Genomic DNA, 19,410 nt, shown 5'->3' on the forward strand with positions numbered 1-19,410 from the left:
GCTAACTCGCACATAGCAGAATACAAGCCGTCGATACGAAAGGGGGATGCCCCCTTGCCACCTCCCCCGCAACCTGCTCCCCTCCCCCCCATGACCACCAAGCCCCGCACCCCCTCCGCTCCGATGGCCCTGCAAGGCGGGTCCGCCCCGGCGGCCGCCCTGCCCTCTTCCGCTCTGGCCTTTGCCCGGACCGAGTATCACGAGCGGCTTGCGGCCGTTCGGGCGTCGATGGAGGCGCAGGGGCTGGAGGCGCTGGTCATTTCGGACCCGTCCAACATGGCCTGGCTCACCGGCTATGACGGGTGGTCGTTCTACGTGCACCAGGCGGTGGTCGTCGGGCTCAAGGCCGATCCGCTCTGGTGGGGCCGGGGGATGGATGCGGCGGGGGCGCGGCGGACGGTCTGGATGAGCCATGACCATATCTTCGGCTACGAGGACTGGCTGGTGCAGAACCCCGAGGCCCATCCGATGACGGTGCTGGCGGAGCTGATGACCGACTGGGGGCACGGGCAGGCCGCGGTCGGCGTGGAGCTGGACAACTACTATTACTCGGCCGCCGCGCACCGGGCGCTGACCGAGGGGCTGCCCGAGGCGGAGATCTCCGACGCGACCGGGCTGGTCAACTGGTGCCGGGCGGTGAAGTCGCCCGCCGAGATCGCCTACATGCGGCGGGCGGGCGAGATCGTGACCGAGATGCACCGGGTGATCGCCGAGGTCGCCGAGCCGGGGATGCAGAAGAACGCGCTGGTGGCGGAGATCCTGAAGGCGGGGGCGCTCGGCACGCGGGGGGCCTGGGGCGATTACCCGGCAATCGTGCCGATGACCCCCTCGGGGATGGACGCGACGGCGCCGCATCTCACCTGGGATGGCGCGCCGATTCCGCGCGGGGTGCCGACCTTCTTCGAGATCGCCGGCTGCCACCGGCGCTATCACTGCCCGCAGTCGCGGACGCTGTTCTTTGGCGAGCCGCCCAAGAAGTACCGCCAGGCCGAGGAGGCGCTGATGGCCGCGACGGCGGCGGTGATGGGGGCGGCCCGGCCCGGCGCGCTCTGCGAAGACCTCGCGCGGGCCTTCTCCTCCACGCTGGAGCGCTACGGCTTCAGGAAGGAGAGCCGGACGGGCTACTCGGTGGGCCTCAGCTACCCGCCCGACTGGGGCGAGCGGACGATGAGCCTGCGGGCGGGCGACACGACCGAGCTGCAGCCGGGAATGGTGTTTCATTTCATGCCGGGACTCTGGCTGGACGACGGCGGGATCGAGCTGACCGAGACCATGCTGATCACCGAGGTGAGCGCCGAGTATCTCGCCAACACCCCTCCGGGGCTGGTGGTGAAGCCCTAGGCGGAAAGGTCCGGCGCGGGGGAGCTGTGAGGGCGGTCGCTTCGGGCAGGCGCGTTTCTGCTTCGCGGCGAGCGGCTCGTTCGAGCCCGGAGCGGACTTGTCCCGACAGACAGGTTTTGCAGTTACAGCTGGAAAGGATGCAATCGCCAATGGCGCATAGCTGCCTTTCATACCCCTGGCCGTCGGCATTTCGCTTGTTTCCGCTAGTGATTCAACCTGCGGGAATTGGCACCTATTCCCGAGCTTCCAGCTTCACGGAGACGGGCGGCAAGGTCTTGCCGTACACTTCGCAAGGGGCAGTTCCGTAGTTGAACCAGAACCGCTCGGTGCCTGTGTCTCGGCAACGCACGTTTTCAGGGAGATCGAGGGATTGGAGCCCTGCGCGATCGGACACAAGCTTGATGAGCCAACGCATGGCGTCTGAATCAAGCCAACCGGCGACATATACTAACCGGTCTTGGGCGACGACCACCGCTTCACCCTCTGCGGTGGTTTCCAGAACTTCGGCATCGGTCTCCAGAACTTCACGATAGCTGCGAATTGTGCCACTGCGTTTCAGCGTAACGGGTGTGTCGGGTCGCAGGCTTTCCACGTGGGTCACAGTGGCATCGAGACCCGGCAAAGCCGGCGGCAAGGGCACCGGTATGCGCATGGAGGCATCGCGTGCGGCGCTGCGCGGGCCGAGCAAGACCACCGCGCCGCTGTCCGCGAGGGCGGCTTTCAGCGCATCCGGCATATGCATGAGCCCGGGCGCGCAGATCAGCCGGTATCCTTCGAGCAAATCGGGGTCCGGCGGCAGAATATCTACCGAATGACCTGCCTTGCGAAGCGCGCGGTAGGTGTCGAACACAAGCTCGAAGTAGCTGAGTCCGGCACCATGCGGCTGGATCGCCCAGGCCCATTCCGCGTCGTAATCGAAGATCAGCGCGACCGGCGCGCGGGCCGGGCTCACCTCTGGCGCCTCTGCCAGTTCGGCCGCGACCTGCCGTGCCTCCACGAGCCCTTGAGCCTCGGCGCTGTCCGGTCGCAGGAGGCCTGCGTGCATCTGTTCCTGCGCCATCGGGGCCTGCCGCCAGCGGAAGTAGCACACGGCCTCGGCGCCGTGGGCGAAGGCTTCCCACGTCCAGAGCCGCACCATGCCCGGCAGCGGCGCGGGATTGTACGGGGCCCAGTTCACAGGCCCCGGCTGCTGCTCCATGACCCACCAGCGGCCACGGCCGACAGTCCGGTAGAGATCATGATGGAAGGCCTGGAAGTCCGGGTCGCCTTGGCGGGCATAGGCGCGCTGCTGCGCGACGGTCGCTGGCACCCGGTCTTCAAGAAAGCCGAGCGGGTAGCTGTCCCAGGACGCGATGTCGAGGTCGGCACCGACTGCGTAGTGATCGAAATCCGTCACCCGCCCCATGTAATTGTGGGCGATCGGCGCGTCGGAATGCGCCCGGATGATCTCGACTTGCAAGCGGTTGAACGCAACGACCTGGTCCGATGAGAACCGGCGAAAATCGAGCACGTGGCTCGGGTTCGGCTCGGTCACCGTCAGGTTGGGAAGGTCCACCTGATCGAAATCACCGTAGACCATGGACCAGAAGACATTGCCCCACGCCTCGTTCAGCGCGTCAATGTCGCCGTTGTTGCCGTGCCCGGGGTACCGTGCCCGTAGCCAGCGTCGAAAGGCTGTCCGCGCCGCGTCGCTGTAGGAGATCGTGGTGTCGTGGCAGCCGTACTCATTGTCGGTCTGCCATGCCGCGACATGCGGGTTCCGACCGTATCGCTCGGCCAGCCGCGTGACGATCTTCGCGCATTCCGCCTTGTAGCCTTCGTGGCTGAAACAATAGTGCCGGCGCGAGCCAAACTTGCGCGGCCGGCCCTGAGCATCCACCGCCAGCATGTCCGGATGGCGGTCGATCATCCAGCGCGGGGGCGTCGCGGTGGGTGTGCCAAGCACCACCCGCAGCCCCGCCGCGCCCAGCACCGCGATGGCCTCGTCAAGCCAGTCGAAGGCATACCGGCCGGGCTCGGGCTCCAGCCGGGACCAGGCGAACTCTCCGATCCGCACCCAGGTCAGGCCGGCCTCGGCCATCCGGCGCGCGTCGTCTTCCCAGATTTCGCGCGGCCAATGCTCCGGGTAGTAGCAGGTGCCCAGGGTTCGCTTCATGTCGCTTGCTCCGGTTTCTCGATCTGCGGTCCGGCCTCGGGTCGCCGCCAGGACCTGCGTGCCCGGGCCGTGCGTCGTCAGGCCTAAGGAAACGTTGGCCTTCGGAAATGTTGGCCATCCTGTCAGTCGGGACGGGCGCGACGATTGCGCCTGTGCCGATGGGTTGGCCTGTCAGCGAATGCGCGCTTCGGTTTGCGCGTCGAACAGCAGGGCACGCGCCGGGTCGAAGCGCAGCGAGACGCGGCTGCCGGGTTCCGAGCGATGATCGCCCCGCTCTTCGACGATCAAGCGCTCGCCGGTATCGGCGTGCATGTAGTCGTAGGATACGCCGCCCAATGCCTCGGTCAGCTCGATCTGCATCGTGTCGCCGTCGGCGACCTCGATATGCTCGGGCCGGATGCCGAGCGTCACCTTCGTGCCCGCCGCCGGCAGTGTGACGGGCAGATCGTATGATGCCTTCAGCGCGGCCACCTCGACCTTGCCGTCCGAGGTCACTACGGCGTCGAGGAAGTTCATGGCGGGCGAACCGATGAAGCCGGCGACGAAGCGGTTGTCCGGGTCGCGGTAGAGATCGAGCGGCGCGCCGACCTGTTCGATCCGGCCCAGGCGCAGCACCACGATCTTGTCGGCCATGGTCATGGCTTCGACCTGGTCGTGGGTCACGTAGATCATCGTTGCCCCGAGGTCCTTGTGCAGGCGCGCAATCTCGACCCGCATCTCGACCCGCAGCTCGGCGTCGAGGTTGGACAACGGCTCGTCGAAGAGGAAGACCTCTGGCCCGCGGACGATCGCGCGTCCGATGGCAACCCGTTGCCGCTGGCCGCCCGACAGCGCGGCCGGCTTGCGTGCAAGGAACTGGTCGAGCTTGAGGATGCGGCTGGCCTCGGCCACCTTGGCCTTGATCTCGTCCTTGGGGTGGCCATTCATCTTCAGGCCAAAGCCCATGTTCTCCTCGACCGTCATGTGCGGGTAGAGCGCATAGGTCTGGAACACCATCGCCACGCCGCGCTCGGCCGGGTCCATGTGGGTCACGTCGCGCTTGCCGATGTGGATGCTGCCCTCGGTGGTTTCCTCCAGCCCGGCCACCATCCGCATCAGGGTGGACTTGCCGCAGCCCGACGGACCGACGAACACGCAGAATTCCCCATCATCGATTTTCAGATCGACGCCGTGAATCACCTGGGTGCCGCCGTATCTCTTGATGACGTTGTCGAGCGTCACACCTGTCATGTCTTCTCCCCCCTGTATTCGATATGTCTGTCCGCCTCTGGAAAGCTCCAGTCCGCGGCATCGCTGGCAATGGCCACCGCACATTCCTGAAGTTTCGGTACGTGGCGCTGGAGTTGCTGAAGATCGGTTTGCCGATCCGGCGCATGAACACCCAGTCCGCCGATCAATCTGCCGCCGGGTGTCCGGACCGGGACGCCGATGGCGATGATGCCCCGCACATGCTCGCCATCTTCGATCGCGTAGCCCCGTGCGCGGGTTTTCTCGAGCTCCGTCCGCATCGTTTCGGCATCGGTGATCGTCGCCTCGGTGAGCGAATGAAAGCTCTGCTGCGTGAGCGCGGCGTCAAGCGCGTCCTCCGTCAAGCAGGCGAGCATCGCTTTGCCCACAGCCGTGCAGTAAGCGGGATAGATCCGATCCACGTCCTGCAACACCCCGACACGCCCACCCGGCGTGCCCCGTTCGAGAGAGACGCACTGACCGCCATCCAGCTTGGAGAGATAGACCGCGAGACCGATCTTGCTCGCCAACGCGCTCAAGTGCGGCTGCGCCACCGGGGCGATCTGAAAATTGCGCCACGCCACCTGCGCGAGGCGCACAAGGCGCACGCCCAGCGAGTAGACCCGCAGGTCCGGATCATAGTTCAGCAGGTTCTGTTCGGTCAGGGTCTGGAGAAAGCGGTAGACGGTGGCCTTGGGCAGATCGCTGAGGGCGCGGATCTCGCTCGCACGTGCCGGATGACCAAGGCGCGCCACGATGTCGAGAACGCCAAGCGCCTTGCCGACCGTTCCGGCGCCTTCCCTCTCGCTTGATGGACTATTCTTGTCTGCCAATCTTTTGGCCTTCCTCATGCCCCTCGTGCCGAAACTTGCGTCATTGACAGGTCGCAACATGTGGAATACGTCTCAAATATTGAGATGTCAAACCCAATATGTGGAACATTCTGCAGTCTGACCGGGAGGAAACCGTGACACTAAGAAAAACAACTGCCTGGATGGCGCTTGGCGCATCCACCCTGCTGACCGGAGCCGCCTTCGCCGAATCGCACGGCGGAGCTCTTTCGGGCGAGCTTAGGATCATTTCGGACATGTCGAACCCTGCGCCGCGCGCGGTCATGGAGGGGATGGTCGCCGATTTTCAGGAGATGCATCCCGAACTGGACATCGAACTGACGATCGTCGACCGGGAAGCCTGGAAGACGCAGATCCGGAATTCACTGGGCGCGAACCCGCCGGACGTCGTGAACTGGTACGCCGCGAACCGGATGCTGCCCTACGTCAATGCCGGCTTGTTTGCCGATGTTTCGGACCTGTGGGAAGAGCCGATGTTCGAGGCGCTGGCCTCGACCAAGGGCGCAATGACCCTCGACGGCAAGCAGTGGGGCGTGCCCTACACCTACTACCAGTGGGGCGTCTATTACCGGAAGGACATATACGAGGAGCTGGGGCTGTCCGAGCCCACGACTTGGGAAGAAGAGAAGGCCAATTGTCAGGCCATCCTCGACTCCGGGCGCAAGTGCTACACGATCGGCACCAAGTTCCTGTGGACCGCCGGCGGCTGGTTCGACTACATCAACAGCCGCACCAATGGCTACGACTTCCACATGGCGCTGGCGCGCGGGGAGGTCGAATGGACCGATGAGCGTGTCCGCCAGACCTTCGCCAACTGGCGCGAGTTGATCGACATGGGCGCCTTCGTCGACGACCACCAGAACTACAGCTGGCAGGAAGCGCTGCCCTTCATGGTCAACGGCGAAGCCGCCGCCTACCTGATGGGCAACTTCTCGGTTGCTGCGTTCCGCGACGGCGGACTGACCGACGACCAGTTGGACTTCTACCAGTTCCCCAAGATCAACCCGGACGTGGACTTTGCCGAGGACGCGCCAACGGACACGTTCCACATCGCCTCGGGCGCGCAGAACGTGGACGCCGCCAAAGAATTCCTGCGCTTCGTCGTCTCGGCCGAGAACCAGACCAAGATCAACGCCGGCGACGCGCTGGGTCAGCTTCCGGTGAACGCCGAGGCCGCGGTTGGCGACGACAAGTTCCTTCAGGAAGGTTTCGAGATGCTGTCGAACAACGCATCCGGCGGGATCATGCAGTTCTTCGACCGTGACTTCCCCGCCGAGATGGCCAGCGTCGGCATGGAGGGCCTTCAGGAGTTCATGGTCTTCCCCGACAACCTCGAAGACATCCTCGCGCGGCTCGAAAGCGCCCGCCAGCGGATCTACGAGTGACCTGACCAAGGCGCGGGGGCGGCCTTGACCGCCCCCGCCAACCCTTCTGCAAGCGGCCACGTGGGGCGGCTTTCACGAGGGTTGCATTTGCAGCGAGGGAGGCCCGATGACCTACGCTACCGTTCCGGATACACATCCGCCCAAGCCGCGCGGCTGGTACAAACGAAACGAAATAGCCCTCACACCTCTGCTGTTCCTGGCGCCTGCGATCCTGTTCTTCGCGGTCTACGTCATCATCCCGATCGGCCAGAGCTTCTGGATCAGCCTCCATGAGTGGGACGGTCTGGGCGAAGCCGAATGGGTCGGCACCGCCAACTACGAGCGCCTCCTTGGCATTGGCGAGCAGCCGATGGACCGCAAGTTCGAGACGTCCTTCTGGAACAACATCAAGTGGCTGATCCTCTACCTGTTGGCGATCCCCGCGGGGCTGTTCATCGCACTGTTCCTCAACCAGACGGTGCGGGGCATTCGCATCTACAAGTCGCTGTTCTTCTTCCCGTTCGTGATCAGCCAGGTGGTCGTCGGGCTGGTCTTTTCCTGGTTCTACCTGCCGCGCGAAGGGCTTCTGAACGCGGTGATCGGCCTGTTCGGTTTTGGCCCGGTGAACATCCTCGGCGATCCGTCGCTGGCCACCTACGGCATCATCGCCGCGGGCCTCTGGCCGCAGACGGCGTATTGCATGATCCTTTACCTGACTGGTCTGAACGCCGTGGATCCCGAGCAGGTCGAGGCCGCGCGGCTCGACGGGGCAAAGGGCTGGCGGATGCTCTGGTACGTGATCCTGCCGCAGCTACGCCCCGCGACGTTCATCGCCTTCGTCGTGACCATCATCGGTGCGCTGCGGTCCTTCGACCTCATCTCGGTGATGACGAATGGCGGCCCGTTCGGATCGACCCGCGTCCTCAGCTTCTACATGTTCGAGGAATCGCTGTCCGAGTTCGGCTTCCGCATGGGGTACGGCGCTGCGATCGCGGTTGTCCTCTTCTTCCTCATGCTCGGCTTCATTCTCTACTTTCTCTGGTCGATGTACCGCGACGAAAAAGGAGCACACTGAGATGTTTCCGACGCCAATCGAAAAGCGGTCCCGCTCGGCTCAGGTCACCTACCAGTCGATGCTGCCCTTCGCCCTCATTCTCTGGCTGCTGCCCCTGATCGCGGTCGCCAATTTCTCGATCAAGCCCGAGGCGGATTTCGTCAGCGGCAACTACTGGGGGATGCCTTCGTCCTTCGAGATGTTCTCGAACTACGGTCGGGTCTTCTTCGAATCCAACATGCCGCGCTACCTGCTGAACTCGCTCATGATCACCGTGCCGACGGTGATCGGCGCAGTGGCCCTGTCGGCGATGGCGGGTTTCGCGCTCGGGGTCTACCGATTCAAGGGCAACCTGCTGATCTTCTTCATGTTCATCGCCGGCAACTTCGTGCCGTTCCAGATCCTTATGGTGCCTGTGCGCGACCTGACGATCGATCTCAATCTCTATGACACCAAGACCGGGCTGATCCTGTTTCACATCGCCTTCCAGACCGGGTTCTGCACGCTGTTCATGCGCAATTTCATTCGTGCGCTGCCGTATCCGCTGATCGAAGCGGCCCGTGTCGAGGGCGTGGCCGAGTGGCGCATCTTCTGGTTTGTCGTGCTTCCGCTGATGAAGCCCGCGCTGGCGGCCCTCTCGGTGCTGATTTTCACCTTCATCTGGAACGACTACTTCTGGGCGGTCGTGCTGACCCAGGGGCCAGGCGCGCAGCCCGTCACGGCGGGGATCACGGAGTTCAACAGCCAGTTCCGCGCGGCCTATCACCTGATGAGCGCGGGCTCCATCGTGGCCGCGCTCCCGCCGGTGGCGATGTTCTTCCTGATGCAGAAGCACTTCATTGCCGGCCTGACGCTGGGCGCCGTCAAATGATCCGATGCTGGCGTCTCGATGACGGTCGACAGTCGCTTGTCCTCGGCTCCCGGAACGACCACCTTGCCGAGGTGGTCTACTGGGGGCCGCGGCTGCCCGACGACGAAAACCTGAAGACGGTCTACCGGGCGAACCAGATCGACGTTACCGGCGGGATGCTCGACGCCAACCCCGAGTTGTCGCTCTGCCCCGAGGCGACGCGCACCTTCCCCGGCCAGCCTGGCCTCATCCTGCGCGACGGATCGGGTGCTCCGCTGTTGCCGAAATTCTGTTTCGCATCGGATGAGACTGGCGAAAACAGCATCGCGCTGACGTTTCGCGACGCCACGAACGGCCTGACCTACACCGCATCCTACGCTATCAATCCGCGTACCCACCTGATCGAGGCGCTGGCCGTTCTGGACTGTGAAAGCCCCATGCATCTGCACTGGCTTTCGGCGCCGGTCTTTCCCGCGCCCCAACTGGCGGACGAGTTGATCGACTTCTCTGGGCGCTGGTGCGGCGAGTTCCAGATGAACCGCACACCCTGGTCGCCCGGGATGCGCTACCGCGAGAACCGGACAGGGCGCACCGGCCACGAGCATTTTCCCGGTCTGCTGCTGCCCTGCCGCGGGGCGACCAACACGGCAGGCGAGGTCTATGCCTTCCACTACGGATGGTCCGGCGGCCACCGGATGGTGGCCGAGGAATTGCCCGACGGCCGGCGCCAGATCCAGTTCGGCCATGCCGCGCGGGTCGAGAACAACGCCAAGCGCCGTTTTGAAACAGGCACGCTCTATGCGGTTTATTCCGACGACGGGATAAACGGCTGCGCCGTGGCCTTCCAGCGTCACCTGCGCGACGAGATCGTGGATTTTCCCCGCCCCGAACGGCCCCGGCCGGTGCATTACAACTGCTGGGAGGCGGTCTATTTCGATCACAACCTGCCCGAGTTGAAGGCCATCGCCGAGGTCGCCGCCGGGCTCGGTGCCGAGCGCTTCGTGCTGGATGACGGCTGGTTCGGCAACCGCGACGACGACACCCGCGCGCTGTCCGACTGGGAGGTCGATCCGCGCAAGTATCCCGACGGGCTGGGGCCGTTGATCGACCACGTCCAGGCCCTGGGCATGACATTCGGCATCTGGTTCGAGCCGGAAATGATCAACCCCGACAGCGACATCCACCGCGCGCACCCCGAATGGGCCCTCGGCGCAGAGGACCAGATCCTCGGCCGGCAACAAAAGGCGCTGAACATGGCGCTGCCGGAAGTGCGCGACTTCCTGTTCGACCGCGTGGGCAAGATCCTCGACGATCACGAGATCGACTACATCAAGTGGGACCACAACCGCGTGCTGCCGCTGCCCGACGCCGCGCAGACACGCGGCTCGTACGAATTGATCGATCGGCTGCGCGCGGCTTATCCGGCCACAGAGATCGAAAGCTGCGCCTCGGGAGGCGGGCGGATCGACTTCGGCATCCTGAAGCGGACCCACCGTGTCTGGCTGTCCGACAGCAACGACGCCATCGAACGGCTCAGGATGCAGCACAACGCCGCGATCTTCCTGCCATTGGCGGTCACCGGGTCGCATGTCGGCCCGCGGGTTTGCCACACCTCGGGCCGCACCCTCGATATCCGCATCCGCGCCTGGGTGGCGGCCCAGCGGCACATGGGGTTCGAGATGGACCCGCGTGAATTGACAGAGCAGGAGGCCCAGGTGCTGCGGGACGTGACCCGCTGGTGGAAGGACAACCGCGAGTGGATGTTTCATGCCGATATCCTGCGCCTGGACAGTCCGGACCCGGCGGTGGTCGCGGAGCAGCATCTGGCGCAAGACGGCGGGCGCTTCGTGGTCTTTGCGGGCAAGCAGGACACCTCGCAACAGATCGTGCCGCGGCCCCTGCGCCTGACCCGGCTGACCCGGGACGCGATGTATCGTGTGACGCTGAAAAACCGCGGCGACGCGCCAGACCTCTCGCGCGGCGATCCGCTGCTGAAAAGCGAAAGCATGACCGTCAGCGGCGGCTACCTGATGACCCATGGGCTGACCTTGCCGTGGAGCTTTCCGGCAACGATGTGGGTCGTCGAGGGCGAACTGGTCTGACCGAAGAGCTGTTTGGATCGGACCCGGCACTTTTCTTCATCAAAGTCTACGCGATGCAGTAAAGGAGCGCCCGCCTGCAGCGCCATTTGACCTGGAGGGACTGCCTTCGACCGCAGGCTTGACTTCGACCAAGCCGTGCTGATGCACTGATCGGTCCCGGTGTAGCCGGCGCAGAGAACAGCTGCTTTCCGGCCTTGTAACGGGCAAGGCTACACAAAGAACCGGACTCTCGCAGCTCTTGCGAAAGCCCGCTTCGTCCGCACAGCCGCCAACCCGGCGGAGCTTGTCCGGGCACGGCAACGCCACACCAGCCCCTCCCCACCCGCCCCCTCGTCGTGCTAGGCTCCGCCACAGGCCCACCGAGCAGGAGGTTTCTCATGAGACGCAGAATGCGCCCCTTATTCGCCGCCATCCTCGCCCTGGCCGGCCTCGGGGCCGGTTCTTCCGTGGCGCAATCCGGCATTCCCGGCTGGCTGGCCCCCCATGTCGGCACCGGCGAGGGGCAGATCGCGCCGGTCGTGCTGCAGAGGGCGCGGGCGGGGCGCGGGCGGTGAAGGCGCGGGCCTCGCTGGAGGGTGCCGGGCTCTACTGGAACAGCGCCTGCCTGCGGGAGATCGGCGCACCGAGGTTCTGGCCCAGGCGCGAGTTGCAGCGGGTCATCAACCGCTGGCGCCGGTCGCTGCCCGACACGCCGCCGCAGCCCTTGCCGGTCTGCCGGTGATCCGCCCCGCCCGGCGCGGCTGACCGCGAGGCGCGCGCCGCTCATGACCCCCTACCTGGGCCTGTTTCTCGCGGCCTTCGTCGCGGCCACCCTGCTGCCCGCGCAATCGGAGGCGCTGCTGGCCTGGCGGCTGGCCGACCCCGCGCTGTCGCCCGCGCTGCTGCTGGCGGTGGCCACCGCGGGCAACGTGCTGGGCTCCTGCGTGAACTGGGTCTGCGGGCGGTTCCTGCGGCGGTTCCGGGGGCGGAGGTGGTTTCCGGTCTCGGCGGCAGCACTGGCACGGGCGGAGGCGCGGTATCGCCGCTGGGGACGGTGGAGCCTGCTGGCGAGCTGGGTGCCGGTGATCGGCGATCCGCTCACGGTGGTGGCGGGACTGATGCGGGAGCCGCTGTGGCGGTTTCTGCTGCTGGTGACCCTCGCCAAGGCAGGGCGATACCTGGCGGTGATGGCCGCGACCTTCGCCTGGCTCTGAGCCGTGCGCCGGGACGCCGCGCGGGGGCTTGCCGGGGCGGGCCGGGCGAAATATGACTCCGTCATGCAACAGGCGGACAGGCCCCTTCTCGGTATCACGCTCATGCTGGGGTTCTGCCTTCTGGCCCCGCTGGGCGATTCCGTGGCCAAGCTGCTGGGCGGGCATGTGCCGCTCAGCCAGCTCGTGTTCTTCCGCTTCGCGATCCAAGCGGTGATCCTCGTGCCCATCGTCCTGCTGACGGGCGGGACGCTGCGGATGAGCCGCCGGGCGCTGGGGTTCACCGCACTGCGGACGGTGCTGCATATCATCGGGATCGGCTCGATGTTTCTCAGCCTGCGGTTCCTGCCGCTGGCCGATGCGGTGGCCATCGCCTTCGTGATGCCCTTCATCATGCTGCTGCTCGGATGGTTCTTTCTGGGCGAGGAGGTCGGCATGCGCCGGCTCACCGCCTGCGCGGTGGGCTTTGCCGGCACCTGCATGGTGATCCAGCCTTCCTTCGTCGAGGTCGGCTGGGCCGCGCTGCTGCCGGTGCTGGTGGCGGTGAACTTCGCCTTCTTCATGCTGGTCACCCGGATGATGCGGGCCGATGTGGACCCGGTCGCGATGCAGTCGGTCAGCGGGTTGATGGGCACGGCGGCGCTGGCGCCGCTGCTGCTCGTGGCCGACGGCAGCTGGTGGGCCGAGTTCGACGTGGTCTCCCCTGCCCCGCGCACCTGGGCTCTGATCGTCGCCATGGGCTGCATCGGCACGCTGGCGCATCTGCTGATGACCTGGAGCCTGCGCCACGCGCCCACGGCCACCCTGGCGCCGATGCAATACCTGGAGATCCCCTTCTCCACGCTGATCGGCTGGGTGATCTTCAAGGATTTTCCCGACGGGCTGGCGCTCGCGGGCATCGGGGTGACGATCGGCGCCGGGCTCTACATCATCTGGCGCGAGCAGATGGCCGGCCGGAAAAGCCTGCCAGCAGAGCGTCCAGCGCCTCCGGCGGCGTGATCACCACCATCCCCGGCCCGTCGAAGGCCAGCCGCACCGGGCCGGTGACCCGGTTGGAGGTGCCGATCCGGCCCGAGGGCGAAAAGGTGAGCCCGTCGATGGGCCATTCGAGCCCCGCGCTGCGGCCCGTCACCGGCGCCAGCGGATAGAGCGACAGCCGGCTGCCCGGCGCGAGGTCGAGCGCGATCTCGGGCGGTGCGGCAAAGGCGATGTCATCGGTTCCGAGCAGCAGGCAGGGCTGGTGGGCGTGGGCCACCAGCGCGGTCAGCGCGGCGAGCTGGTGATCGAGCCGCAAGCCGAGAAAGCCCACCGCAAGCAGCATGGGCGCACGGACGCGGCTCAGCACCTTCTCGAAATCGGTGCTGTCCTGTTCGGCCACCTGGTGCAGGCTTTCGGGCGGCAGGGTGGCGCGGGCCTTTGCGCTCAGGCTGTCGAAGTCGCCGATCACCGCCTCGGGCATTAACCCCTGCGCGAGCGCCGCATCGGCCCCGCCATCGGCCGCAACCAGCCGTTTGCCGTGAATTAGGGCCGCATTAAGGCGGTCCACGTTAACCTCACCGCCACCCAGAAGGGTAATATTCTCTGGTGAATCGATGAGGAGCGGCGCCATGCTGCGGGTATGCCCGGTTTGACCCTTGGTCACAATGAAGCCCAGATATGATCCCCGAAAATTCCCCACTCTGTTGCTTCTCTCGAACCAATACGTGGTAAACACACCCCGCTGGGCTATGAGAAAGCGAGCAGATCAATGATGGGATCGAGCAAGATTCTGACGGTGTCTTACGGCACCTTCTCGTGCACCCTGGAAGGTTTCGAGGACTCTTTCGGCACGATGAAGGCGATTGCGGAGTATTTCCGCGACCTCGCCGCGGACGATCGCTACTTCGGGGCCGAGCCGCCGACGCCGGATGCCGACATGCTCCAGCGCATCGCGGAAAAGGAGATTCAACGGCGCGTCGAGGCCAGGATCTCGAACGGCGGCATCCTGCTGCGCGCGGCCCAGGGCGCTGCGGTGGCGGCCCCGGCCCCTGCCGAGGCCAAGGCCCCCGAGCCCGAGGCCGAGCCCGCGCCGGTTGCCGAGGCGCCGCGTCAGCCCGAGCCGCGCCCTGAGGCCCCTGCCGCCGAGGCACCGGCCCCGCTCATCCGGGAGGCCGCCGAGGAGCCCGCCGACGATCCCTATGCCGATCTCTCCCCCGCCGCCGCCGCTCCCGCCGGCGACAGCGTGGCCGCCAAGCTCGCCCGCATCCGTGCCGTGGTGAACCGGGCCCGCCCCGAGGCGCCCGCCGCCCTTGCGCCGGCCAGCCCCGAGCAGGCTGCTCCCGAGGCGGCGGAGGTCTTCGAAGCCATCGAGGACGAACCCGCCGCCCTGCCCGAGGCCAGCGTGACCGAGGCCGCCGAACTGGAGGCCGAGGCCGCCGAGGCCGCGCCGGAAGAGGCTGCGGACGAGATGGCCACGGAAGAAGACACCACCGGGGCCGTTCTGGCCGCGTTGGAGCAGGCCGAGGCCGAGAGTGCCGAAGACGAGGCCGAGACCCTGGAGCAGGCGGAGGAAGAGGCGGGCGAAGGCGCCGCCGACGCCGAGCCCCTCGAGGCGGCCGATGAGGAAGAGGATGCGCCGGAGGCCGTTGAAGCGGCAGAGGTTGCCGCCGAGGACGAAGATGCACCGGAGGCCGTCGACGTGGCCGAGGATGAGGTTGCGCCGGAAGCCGCCGAGGCGGACGAGGTAGTTGCCGAGGACGAGGCAGCACCGGAGGCCGCCGAGGCCGACGAGGTTGCTGCCGAGGATGAGGTTGCGCCGGAGGCTGTAGAGGCGTTCGAGGACGTCACCGACGACAAGGACGCACTGGAGGCCGTCGAGGCTGCCGAGGTTGTTGCCGAGGATGAGGTTGCATCGGCGGCTGTCGAGGCGGACGCTGTTGCCGAGGATGAGGTTGCACCGGAGGCTGTCGAGGCTTTCGAGGACGTCGCCGAGGATGAGGACGCGCCGGAGGCCGCAATGGCCTATGTCGAGGCCGCCGAGGCGGCTGAGGCGCCCGAGCCCGCCGAAGAGGTGGCCGAGGTCGCCGAACTCGTCGCCGATGACATGACCGATGACATGGCCGACCTTGCCGAAGCCGAGGGCGACGCGGTCGCCGAGATCTCCGAGACCGAGGCCGCAGCGCGGGATGAGGCACCCGAGGCGATGGAACCGGAGGCCGAAAGCGCCGAAGAGGTCACCGCCGAAGCGGCACCGGACTTCGCCGAAGAGGACGAGGCCCAAGACGAGACCGCAACCCGGGACGCCTCCGCCGAGGCCGCGCCGCTCTCGGGCGAGAGCGAAGCGGATGCTTTCGACGAGGCGCTTGCAGGGTTCGAGGGGGCGGAAGCCGCCGAGGCGCCTGCCGGTGAAGAGGCCGCTGACATGCAGCCCGAGGAGGCCGCCGAGGACACCGCCGCGCCTGAGGCTGCAGAGGCCGAAGAGACTGCGGCAGAGGCCCAGGACGACGAGGTCGACATGGCCGACGTGATCGGCGCGCTGTCGGAGGAGGATTACGGCTTCGGGGCGCTGGATGCACCCGAGCCGGAGGCCGCCGCGACCGACGACAACGACGAAGACGACTTCGCCGCCGCGCTCTCCGCGATGGAGGCATCCGAGGAGGTGCCCGCCCCCGCAGCCGAGGACGAAGCCGCAGAAGCCGAAGCCACGGAAGAGGCCACGCAGCCCGTCGCCGCGCCGCGCCGCACCCGCGTGATCAAGGTCAAGCGCTCGGCCATGGCCTCCGCCCTGGCCGCCATCGGCCTGCGCCGGGATGTGCCCGAAGTGGCGGAAACCGACGACGCCGCCGAGACCCCCGAGGCTGATGTCGTGGCGGAAGCGCCGAGCAGCCTGTCGCCCGAGGCCGAGGCCGACCTGCTGGCCGAGCTTGCCGCCGTGGAGCAGGAGTTGTCCGCCGCCGGCCAGCCCGACCGGGACGCGCGCAGCGATGCGGCCGAAGACCTTGCCGGCGCCCTGGCCGAGGAGCCGGAACTGGCCCGCGGCCTCTCCACCGCCTCTGCCGAAGAGGAGGATGACGAGGACGAAGAGCCGCTCGCGCCGGAGGCCCTCGAAGCCCTGGAAGGCGAAGTGATCGACCTCGAAGAGGCCGAGTACAGCCGCGCCGATGCCGACTGGGACGACTCCGGCGACGAGATGGAAGACACCCTCGCCGCTTTCCTGGCCGCCGATGAGGAAGCCGTGGAGGACGCCGAGGAGGTTGCGATCTCCCAGAGCGACGAGGCCGAGATGGCTGACGATGTTGCCGAGGATTGGGCCGAGGCCGAAGAGGAGGTTGAAGACGAGACCGTTGCGGAAGAGCCGGTCGAGAGCACCGAGGCCGCTGAAGAGACCGCCGAGGACGTCACTGCCGAGGCAGAGACCGCCGAGGACGTCGCCCCCGAGGATGACACCGCGGAGGAAGACACCGAAGTGGCCGCCTCCGCCGAGGACGCGCCCGAGGAGGCCCTTGCCGCCGAAGAGACCGCCTACGAGGACGAGGACGCCAGCGAAGATACCTCGCTCGCCGTCGAGGGCCTGGTGGCACGCATGGCCGCCGAGGCGCAGAACGAGGCGCGCTACGAGGCCGCCCGCACCCGCCGCGACCGGATCGTCGAGACCGAACAGGCCGATGACCGGCTGGACCGGCTGATGACCGAGACCGAGGGCAAGCTGCGTGGCCCCGAGATGGAGCGCCGCCGCTCGGCCATCGCCCACCTCAAGGCGGCCGTGGCCGCGACCAAGGCCGAGGGCGAGAGCCTCTCGGGCGCCGATGACGAGGCCCGCGCCTACCGCGACGACCTCGCCTCGGTGGTGCGCCCAAGCCGCCCGGTGGAGACCGGCGAGGCCGAAGAGGCCCCCGCCGAACCCGCAGGCGAAGCCATGGATGTTGCCGAGGCCGAAGAGGCGGTTCAGGCCAGCGGCCTGCGTCTGCCGGCCGAGGACGGGCCCGTGGAGGCAGAGGCGTCGGAGGCCGATGAGGGGGAGACCGCCGAGGCCGAGGCCTCGGTTGCACCGGCCCGCCCGCGCCGCCCGATCCTGCGCAAGACCGAGACCCGCCGCCCCCGTGCCGCCGCGCCGCTGGTGCTGGTGACCGAACAGCGTGTGGACACCGAGGCCGGCGCGGATACGCCGGAGGGTGCTACGCCGCGCCGCCCCGCCGGGCCCGTGGCGCCGGTGCGCCCGCGCCGGGTCACCGATCGCACCCTCGACGCCGTCGACGACGAGCCCGAGGCCGGCGGCGAGGGCATGGTCAAGACCGACGCCGAGGCGACCGGCATCTTCGCCGACTGCTCGAGCTTCGAGGAGTTCACCGAGAAGATGGGGGCCGAAGGGCTGGAGGACCTGCTGGAATGCGCCGCCGCCTATGCCTCCTACGTCGAGGGCCGGGCCCATTTCTCCCATCCGCAGATCATGCGGCAGGTGGCGGAGCTGGACAGCGTGGAGAGCTTCACCCGCGAAGACAGCCTGCGCTCCTTCGGCCAGCTGCTGCGCCAGGGCAAGATCCGCAAGCTGAGCCGGGGCCAGTTCACCCTTTCTCAAACCTCTCGCTATACGCAGGAGCAGCGCCGCGCGATGCTCTGAGCCAGGCGGCGCGCGTGACGGACCAGTGCGAACGGGGTGCTTCGACCAGAAGCGCCCCGTTCTGTCTTGTGCGAGGGTCGCGCGGGGGGCGGGCTTTCAGCCTCGCGCGGTCGGCCCGGCGGCCGCGGCGGGCTCAGGCGTCGGGGTCGTCCTTGCCGACGCCGTAGAAGACCTTGCGCACCGGGATCGTCCAGGCCACGCCCAGCGCCACGAAGACCAGCAGCTCCACCAGCACCGGCAGGTCGGGCAAGAGGCTCGTCAGCCACCAGGCGAAACCGATGTAGAGCGGCAGCCCGACCAGCAGGATCACCAGCGACCAGCGCCGCCTTGCCTTGTAGCTCAGTGCCATCGCCCTGCCCTCCTCAATCCGCGAAGGGGTCGGTGACGAGGATGGTGTCGTCCCGCTCGGGCGAGGTCGACAGCAGCGCCACCGGACATTCGATCAGCTCCTCGACGCGCTTGACGTATTTGATCGCGTTGGCGGGCAGGTCGTTCCACGAGCGGGCGCCTTCGGTGCTTTCCGACCAGCCGGGCATCTCCTCGTAGACCGGCGTGCAGCGGGCCTGGGCATCGGCGGCGGTGGGCAGGTAGTCGAGCCGCTGGCCGTCGAGCTCGTAGCCGGTGCAGATCTTCAGCGTCTCGAAGCCGTCGAGCACGTCGAGCTTGGTCAGGGCGATGCCGTTGACGCCGGAGGTGGCGCAGGTCTGGCGCACCAGGCAGGCGTCGAACCAGCCGCAGCGACGCTTGCGCCCGGTGGTGGTGCCGAACTCGTGGCCGCGCGTGCCCAGCCGGTCGCCATCGGCGTCGTGCAGCTCGGTCGGAAACGGGCCTTCGCCCACGCGGGTGGTGTAGGCCTTGACGATGCCGAGCACGAAGTCGATCGCGCCGGGCCCCATGCCCACGCCGGTCGCGGCCTGGCCGGCGATGACGTTGGAGGAGGTCACGAAGGGGTAGGTGCCGAAGTCGATGTCGAGCAGCGCGCCCTGTGCGCCTTCGAAGAGGATGCGTTTGCCGGCCTTGCGGTGCTCGTTGAGCACCTTCCAGACGGGCGCGGCGAATTGCAGGATCTGCGGCGCGATCTCCTTGAGCTGGGCGATCAGCGCGGCGCGGTCCATAGGCTCCAGGCCAAGGCCCGCACGCAGGGCGTTGTGGTGCACCAGGGCGCGGTCGACCCGCAGCTCGAGGGTGGCGTCATCGGCGAGATCGGCCACGCGGATCACCCGGCGGCCCACCTTGTCCTCATAGGCCGGGCCGATGCCGCGGCCGGTGGTGCCGATCTTGGCCACCGCGTTCTGGCTCTCGCGGGCGCGGTCCAGCTCGCCGTGGAAGGGCAGGATGAGCGGGGTGTTCTCGGCCACCATCAGGGTCTCGGGGGTGATCGTGACGCCCTGGGCGCGGATCGTCTCGATCTCCTTCATCAGGTGCCAGGGGTCCAGCACCACGCCGTTGCCGATGACCGAGAGCTTGCCCGCGCGGACAACCCCGGAGGGCAGCGCGTGCAGCTTGTAGACCTCGCCGTCGATCACCAGCGTATGGCCCGCGTTGTGCCCGCCCTGGAAGCGGCAGATCACATCGGCCCGCTCCGAAAGCCAGTCGACGATCTTGCCCTTTCCCTCGTCGCCCCACTGGGCGCCGACGACGACGACGTTTGCCATGATGAATCTCCTGCATGGGAAGCCC

At 67.2% G+C, this 19,410-nt stretch carries 16 protein-coding genes; 10 read left to right on the top strand and 6 right to left on the bottom strand.

The window, feature by feature from the left end; genetic code table 11:
• Positions 1-123 precede the first annotated feature (123 nt).
• Positions 124-1,341, top strand: coding sequence for a M24 family metallopeptidase (locus tag BUR94_RS11210; RefSeq protein ID WP_074257694.1), 1,218 nt, complete (start codon positions 124-126; stop codon positions 1,339-1,341).
• Positions 1,342-1,573: 232 nt separating this feature from the next.
• On the opposite strand, the gene BUR94_RS11215 is transcribed toward BUR94_RS11210, so the two are convergent.
• From BUR94_RS11215 to BUR94_RS11225, 3 genes are all read right to left on the bottom strand, one after another.
• Positions 1,574-3,496, bottom strand: a complete 1,923-nt coding sequence (locus tag BUR94_RS11215; protein WP_074256314.1) for a beta-galactosidase — start codon at positions 3,494-3,496, stop codon at positions 1,574-1,576.
• A 171-nt stretch (positions 3,497-3,667) separates the two neighbouring features.
• Positions 3,668-4,726 (bottom strand): ABC transporter ATP-binding protein, encoded by a 1,059-nt coding sequence (locus BUR94_RS11220; RefSeq protein WP_074256315.1) that lies wholly within the window; start codon positions 4,724-4,726, stop codon positions 3,668-3,670.
• On the bottom strand, positions 4,723-5,556 hold the full coding sequence (locus tag BUR94_RS11225; RefSeq protein WP_175570463.1) for an IclR family transcriptional regulator: 834 nt from the start codon (positions 5,554-5,556) through the stop codon (positions 4,723-4,725). Before BUR94_RS11225 ends, BUR94_RS11220 begins: the two co-directional genes overlap by 4 nt.
• Positions 5,557-5,717: 161 nt before the next feature.
• Between BUR94_RS11225 and BUR94_RS11230 the strand changes: the two genes are divergently transcribed.
• The 8 genes from BUR94_RS11230 (at position 5,718) to BUR94_RS11255 (ending at position 13,133) form a co-directional block, all read left to right on the top strand.
• A complete protein-coding gene (locus BUR94_RS11230) occupies positions 5,718-6,959 on the top strand; it encodes an ABC transporter substrate-binding protein (protein ID WP_139301335.1) in 1,242 nt (413 codons plus the stop codon).
• A gap of 106 nt (positions 6,960-7,065) precedes the next feature.
• The gene (locus tag BUR94_RS11235; protein ID WP_074256318.1) at positions 7,066-8,013 is read left to right on the top strand and encodes a carbohydrate ABC transporter permease; all 948 of its coding nucleotides are present in this window, start codon (positions 7,066-7,068) and stop codon (positions 8,011-8,013) included.
• 1 nt (position 8,014) lies between these two features.
• Positions 8,015-8,863 carry a carbohydrate ABC transporter permease gene (locus tag BUR94_RS11240; protein WP_074256319.1) on the top strand — a complete coding sequence of 283 codons (849 nt, stop codon included), beginning with the start codon at positions 8,015-8,017 and terminating at the stop codon, positions 8,861-8,863.
• Complete coding sequence (locus tag BUR94_RS11245) at positions 8,860-10,944, top strand: alpha-galactosidase (RefSeq protein WP_074256320.1); 2,085 nt, start codon at positions 8,860-8,862, stop codon at positions 10,942-10,944. The genes BUR94_RS11240 and BUR94_RS11245 overlap by 4 nt, the downstream gene beginning before the upstream one ends.
• Positions 10,945-11,321: 377 nt before the next feature.
• Positions 11,322-11,498 carry a hypothetical protein gene (locus tag BUR94_RS20700; protein WP_175570464.1) on the top strand — a complete coding sequence of 59 codons (177 nt, stop codon included), beginning with the start codon at positions 11,322-11,324 and terminating at the stop codon, positions 11,496-11,498.
• Complete coding sequence (locus BUR94_RS20705; RefSeq protein WP_175570465.1) at positions 11,495-11,665, top strand: hypothetical protein; 171 nt, start codon at positions 11,495-11,497, stop codon at positions 11,663-11,665. The genes BUR94_RS20700 and BUR94_RS20705 overlap by 4 nt, the downstream gene beginning before the upstream one ends.
• A gap of 43 nt (positions 11,666-11,708) precedes the next feature.
• Complete coding sequence (locus tag BUR94_RS11250; protein ID WP_074256321.1) at positions 11,709-12,137, top strand: YqaA family protein; 429 nt, start codon at positions 11,709-11,711, stop codon at positions 12,135-12,137.
• A 63-nt stretch (positions 12,138-12,200) separates the two neighbouring features.
• Positions 12,201-13,133, top strand: coding sequence for a DMT family transporter (locus tag BUR94_RS11255; RefSeq protein WP_074256322.1), 933 nt, complete (start codon positions 12,201-12,203; stop codon positions 13,131-13,133).
• On the opposite strand, the gene BUR94_RS11260 is transcribed toward BUR94_RS11255, so the two are convergent.
• Positions 13,063-13,680 carry a thiamine diphosphokinase gene (locus BUR94_RS11260; RefSeq protein WP_425445237.1) on the bottom strand — a complete coding sequence of 206 codons (618 nt, stop codon included), beginning with the start codon at positions 13,678-13,680 and terminating at the stop codon, positions 13,063-13,065. The genes BUR94_RS11255 and BUR94_RS11260 overlap by 71 nt on opposite strands.
• 201 nt (positions 13,681-13,881) lie before the next feature.
• Here BUR94_RS11260 and BUR94_RS11265 point away from each other — a divergent pair, with 201 nt between their 5' ends.
• On the top strand, positions 13,882-17,730 hold the full coding sequence (locus tag BUR94_RS11265) for a hypothetical protein (protein ID WP_074256324.1): 3,849 nt from the start codon (positions 13,882-13,884) through the stop codon (positions 17,728-17,730).
• A 133-nt stretch (positions 17,731-17,863) separates the two neighbouring features.
• Here the strand turns inward: BUR94_RS11265 and BUR94_RS11270 are convergent, their stop codons facing one another.
• On the bottom strand, positions 17,864-18,079 hold the full coding sequence (locus tag BUR94_RS11270) for a DUF2842 domain-containing protein (protein ID WP_074256325.1): 216 nt from the start codon (positions 18,077-18,079) through the stop codon (positions 17,864-17,866).
• Positions 18,080-18,092: 13 nt separating this feature from the next.
• Positions 18,093-19,385 (bottom strand): adenylosuccinate synthase, encoded by a 1,293-nt coding sequence (locus BUR94_RS11275; protein ID WP_074256326.1) that lies wholly within the window; start codon positions 19,383-19,385, stop codon positions 18,093-18,095.
• Positions 19,386-19,410: the final 25 nt, after the last annotated feature.

This window comes from Vannielia litorea (genome assembly GCF_900142295.1).
GTDB lineage: Bacteria > Pseudomonadota > Alphaproteobacteria > Rhodobacterales > Rhodobacteraceae > Vannielia > Vannielia litorea.

What these genes read in the sequence shown, in the direction of transcription:
- BUR94_RS11210 (WP_074257694.1), top strand. Translation starts at nt 124, where the DNA reads ATGGCCCTGCAAGGCGGGTCCGCCCCGGCGGCCGCCCTGCCCTCTTCC.
- BUR94_RS11215 (WP_074256314.1), bottom strand. Translation starts at nt 3,496, where the DNA reads ATGAAGCGAACCCTGGGCACCTGCTACTACCCGGAGCATTGGCCGCGC.
- BUR94_RS11220 (WP_074256315.1), bottom strand. Translation starts at nt 4,726, where the DNA reads ATGACAGGTGTGACGCTCGACAACGTCATCAAGAGATACGGCGGCACC.
- BUR94_RS11230 (WP_139301335.1), top strand. Translation starts at nt 5,718, where the DNA reads ATGGCGCTTGGCGCATCCACCCTGCTGACCGGAGCCGCCTTCGCCGAA.
- BUR94_RS11235 (WP_074256318.1), top strand. Translation starts at nt 7,066, where the DNA reads ATGACCTACGCTACCGTTCCGGATACACATCCGCCCAAGCCGCGCGGC.
- BUR94_RS11240 (WP_074256319.1), top strand. Translation starts at nt 8,015, where the DNA reads ATGTTTCCGACGCCAATCGAAAAGCGGTCCCGCTCGGCTCAGGTCACC.
- BUR94_RS11245 (WP_074256320.1), top strand. Translation starts at nt 8,860, where the DNA reads ATGATCCGATGCTGGCGTCTCGATGACGGTCGACAGTCGCTTGTCCTC.
- BUR94_RS20700 (WP_175570464.1), top strand. Translation starts at nt 11,322, where the DNA reads ATGAGACGCAGAATGCGCCCCTTATTCGCCGCCATCCTCGCCCTGGCC.
- BUR94_RS11250 (WP_074256321.1), top strand. Translation starts at nt 11,709, where the DNA reads ATGACCCCCTACCTGGGCCTGTTTCTCGCGGCCTTCGTCGCGGCCACC.
- BUR94_RS11255 (WP_074256322.1), top strand. Translation starts at nt 12,201, where the DNA reads ATGCAACAGGCGGACAGGCCCCTTCTCGGTATCACGCTCATGCTGGGG.
- BUR94_RS11265 (WP_074256324.1), top strand. Translation starts at nt 13,882, where the DNA reads ATGATGGGATCGAGCAAGATTCTGACGGTGTCTTACGGCACCTTCTCG.
- BUR94_RS11270 (WP_074256325.1), bottom strand. Translation starts at nt 18,079, where the DNA reads ATGGCACTGAGCTACAAGGCAAGGCGGCGCTGGTCGCTGGTGATCCTG.
- BUR94_RS11275 (WP_074256326.1), bottom strand. Translation starts at nt 19,385, where the DNA reads ATGGCAAACGTCGTCGTCGTCGGCGCCCAGTGGGGCGACGAGGGAAAG.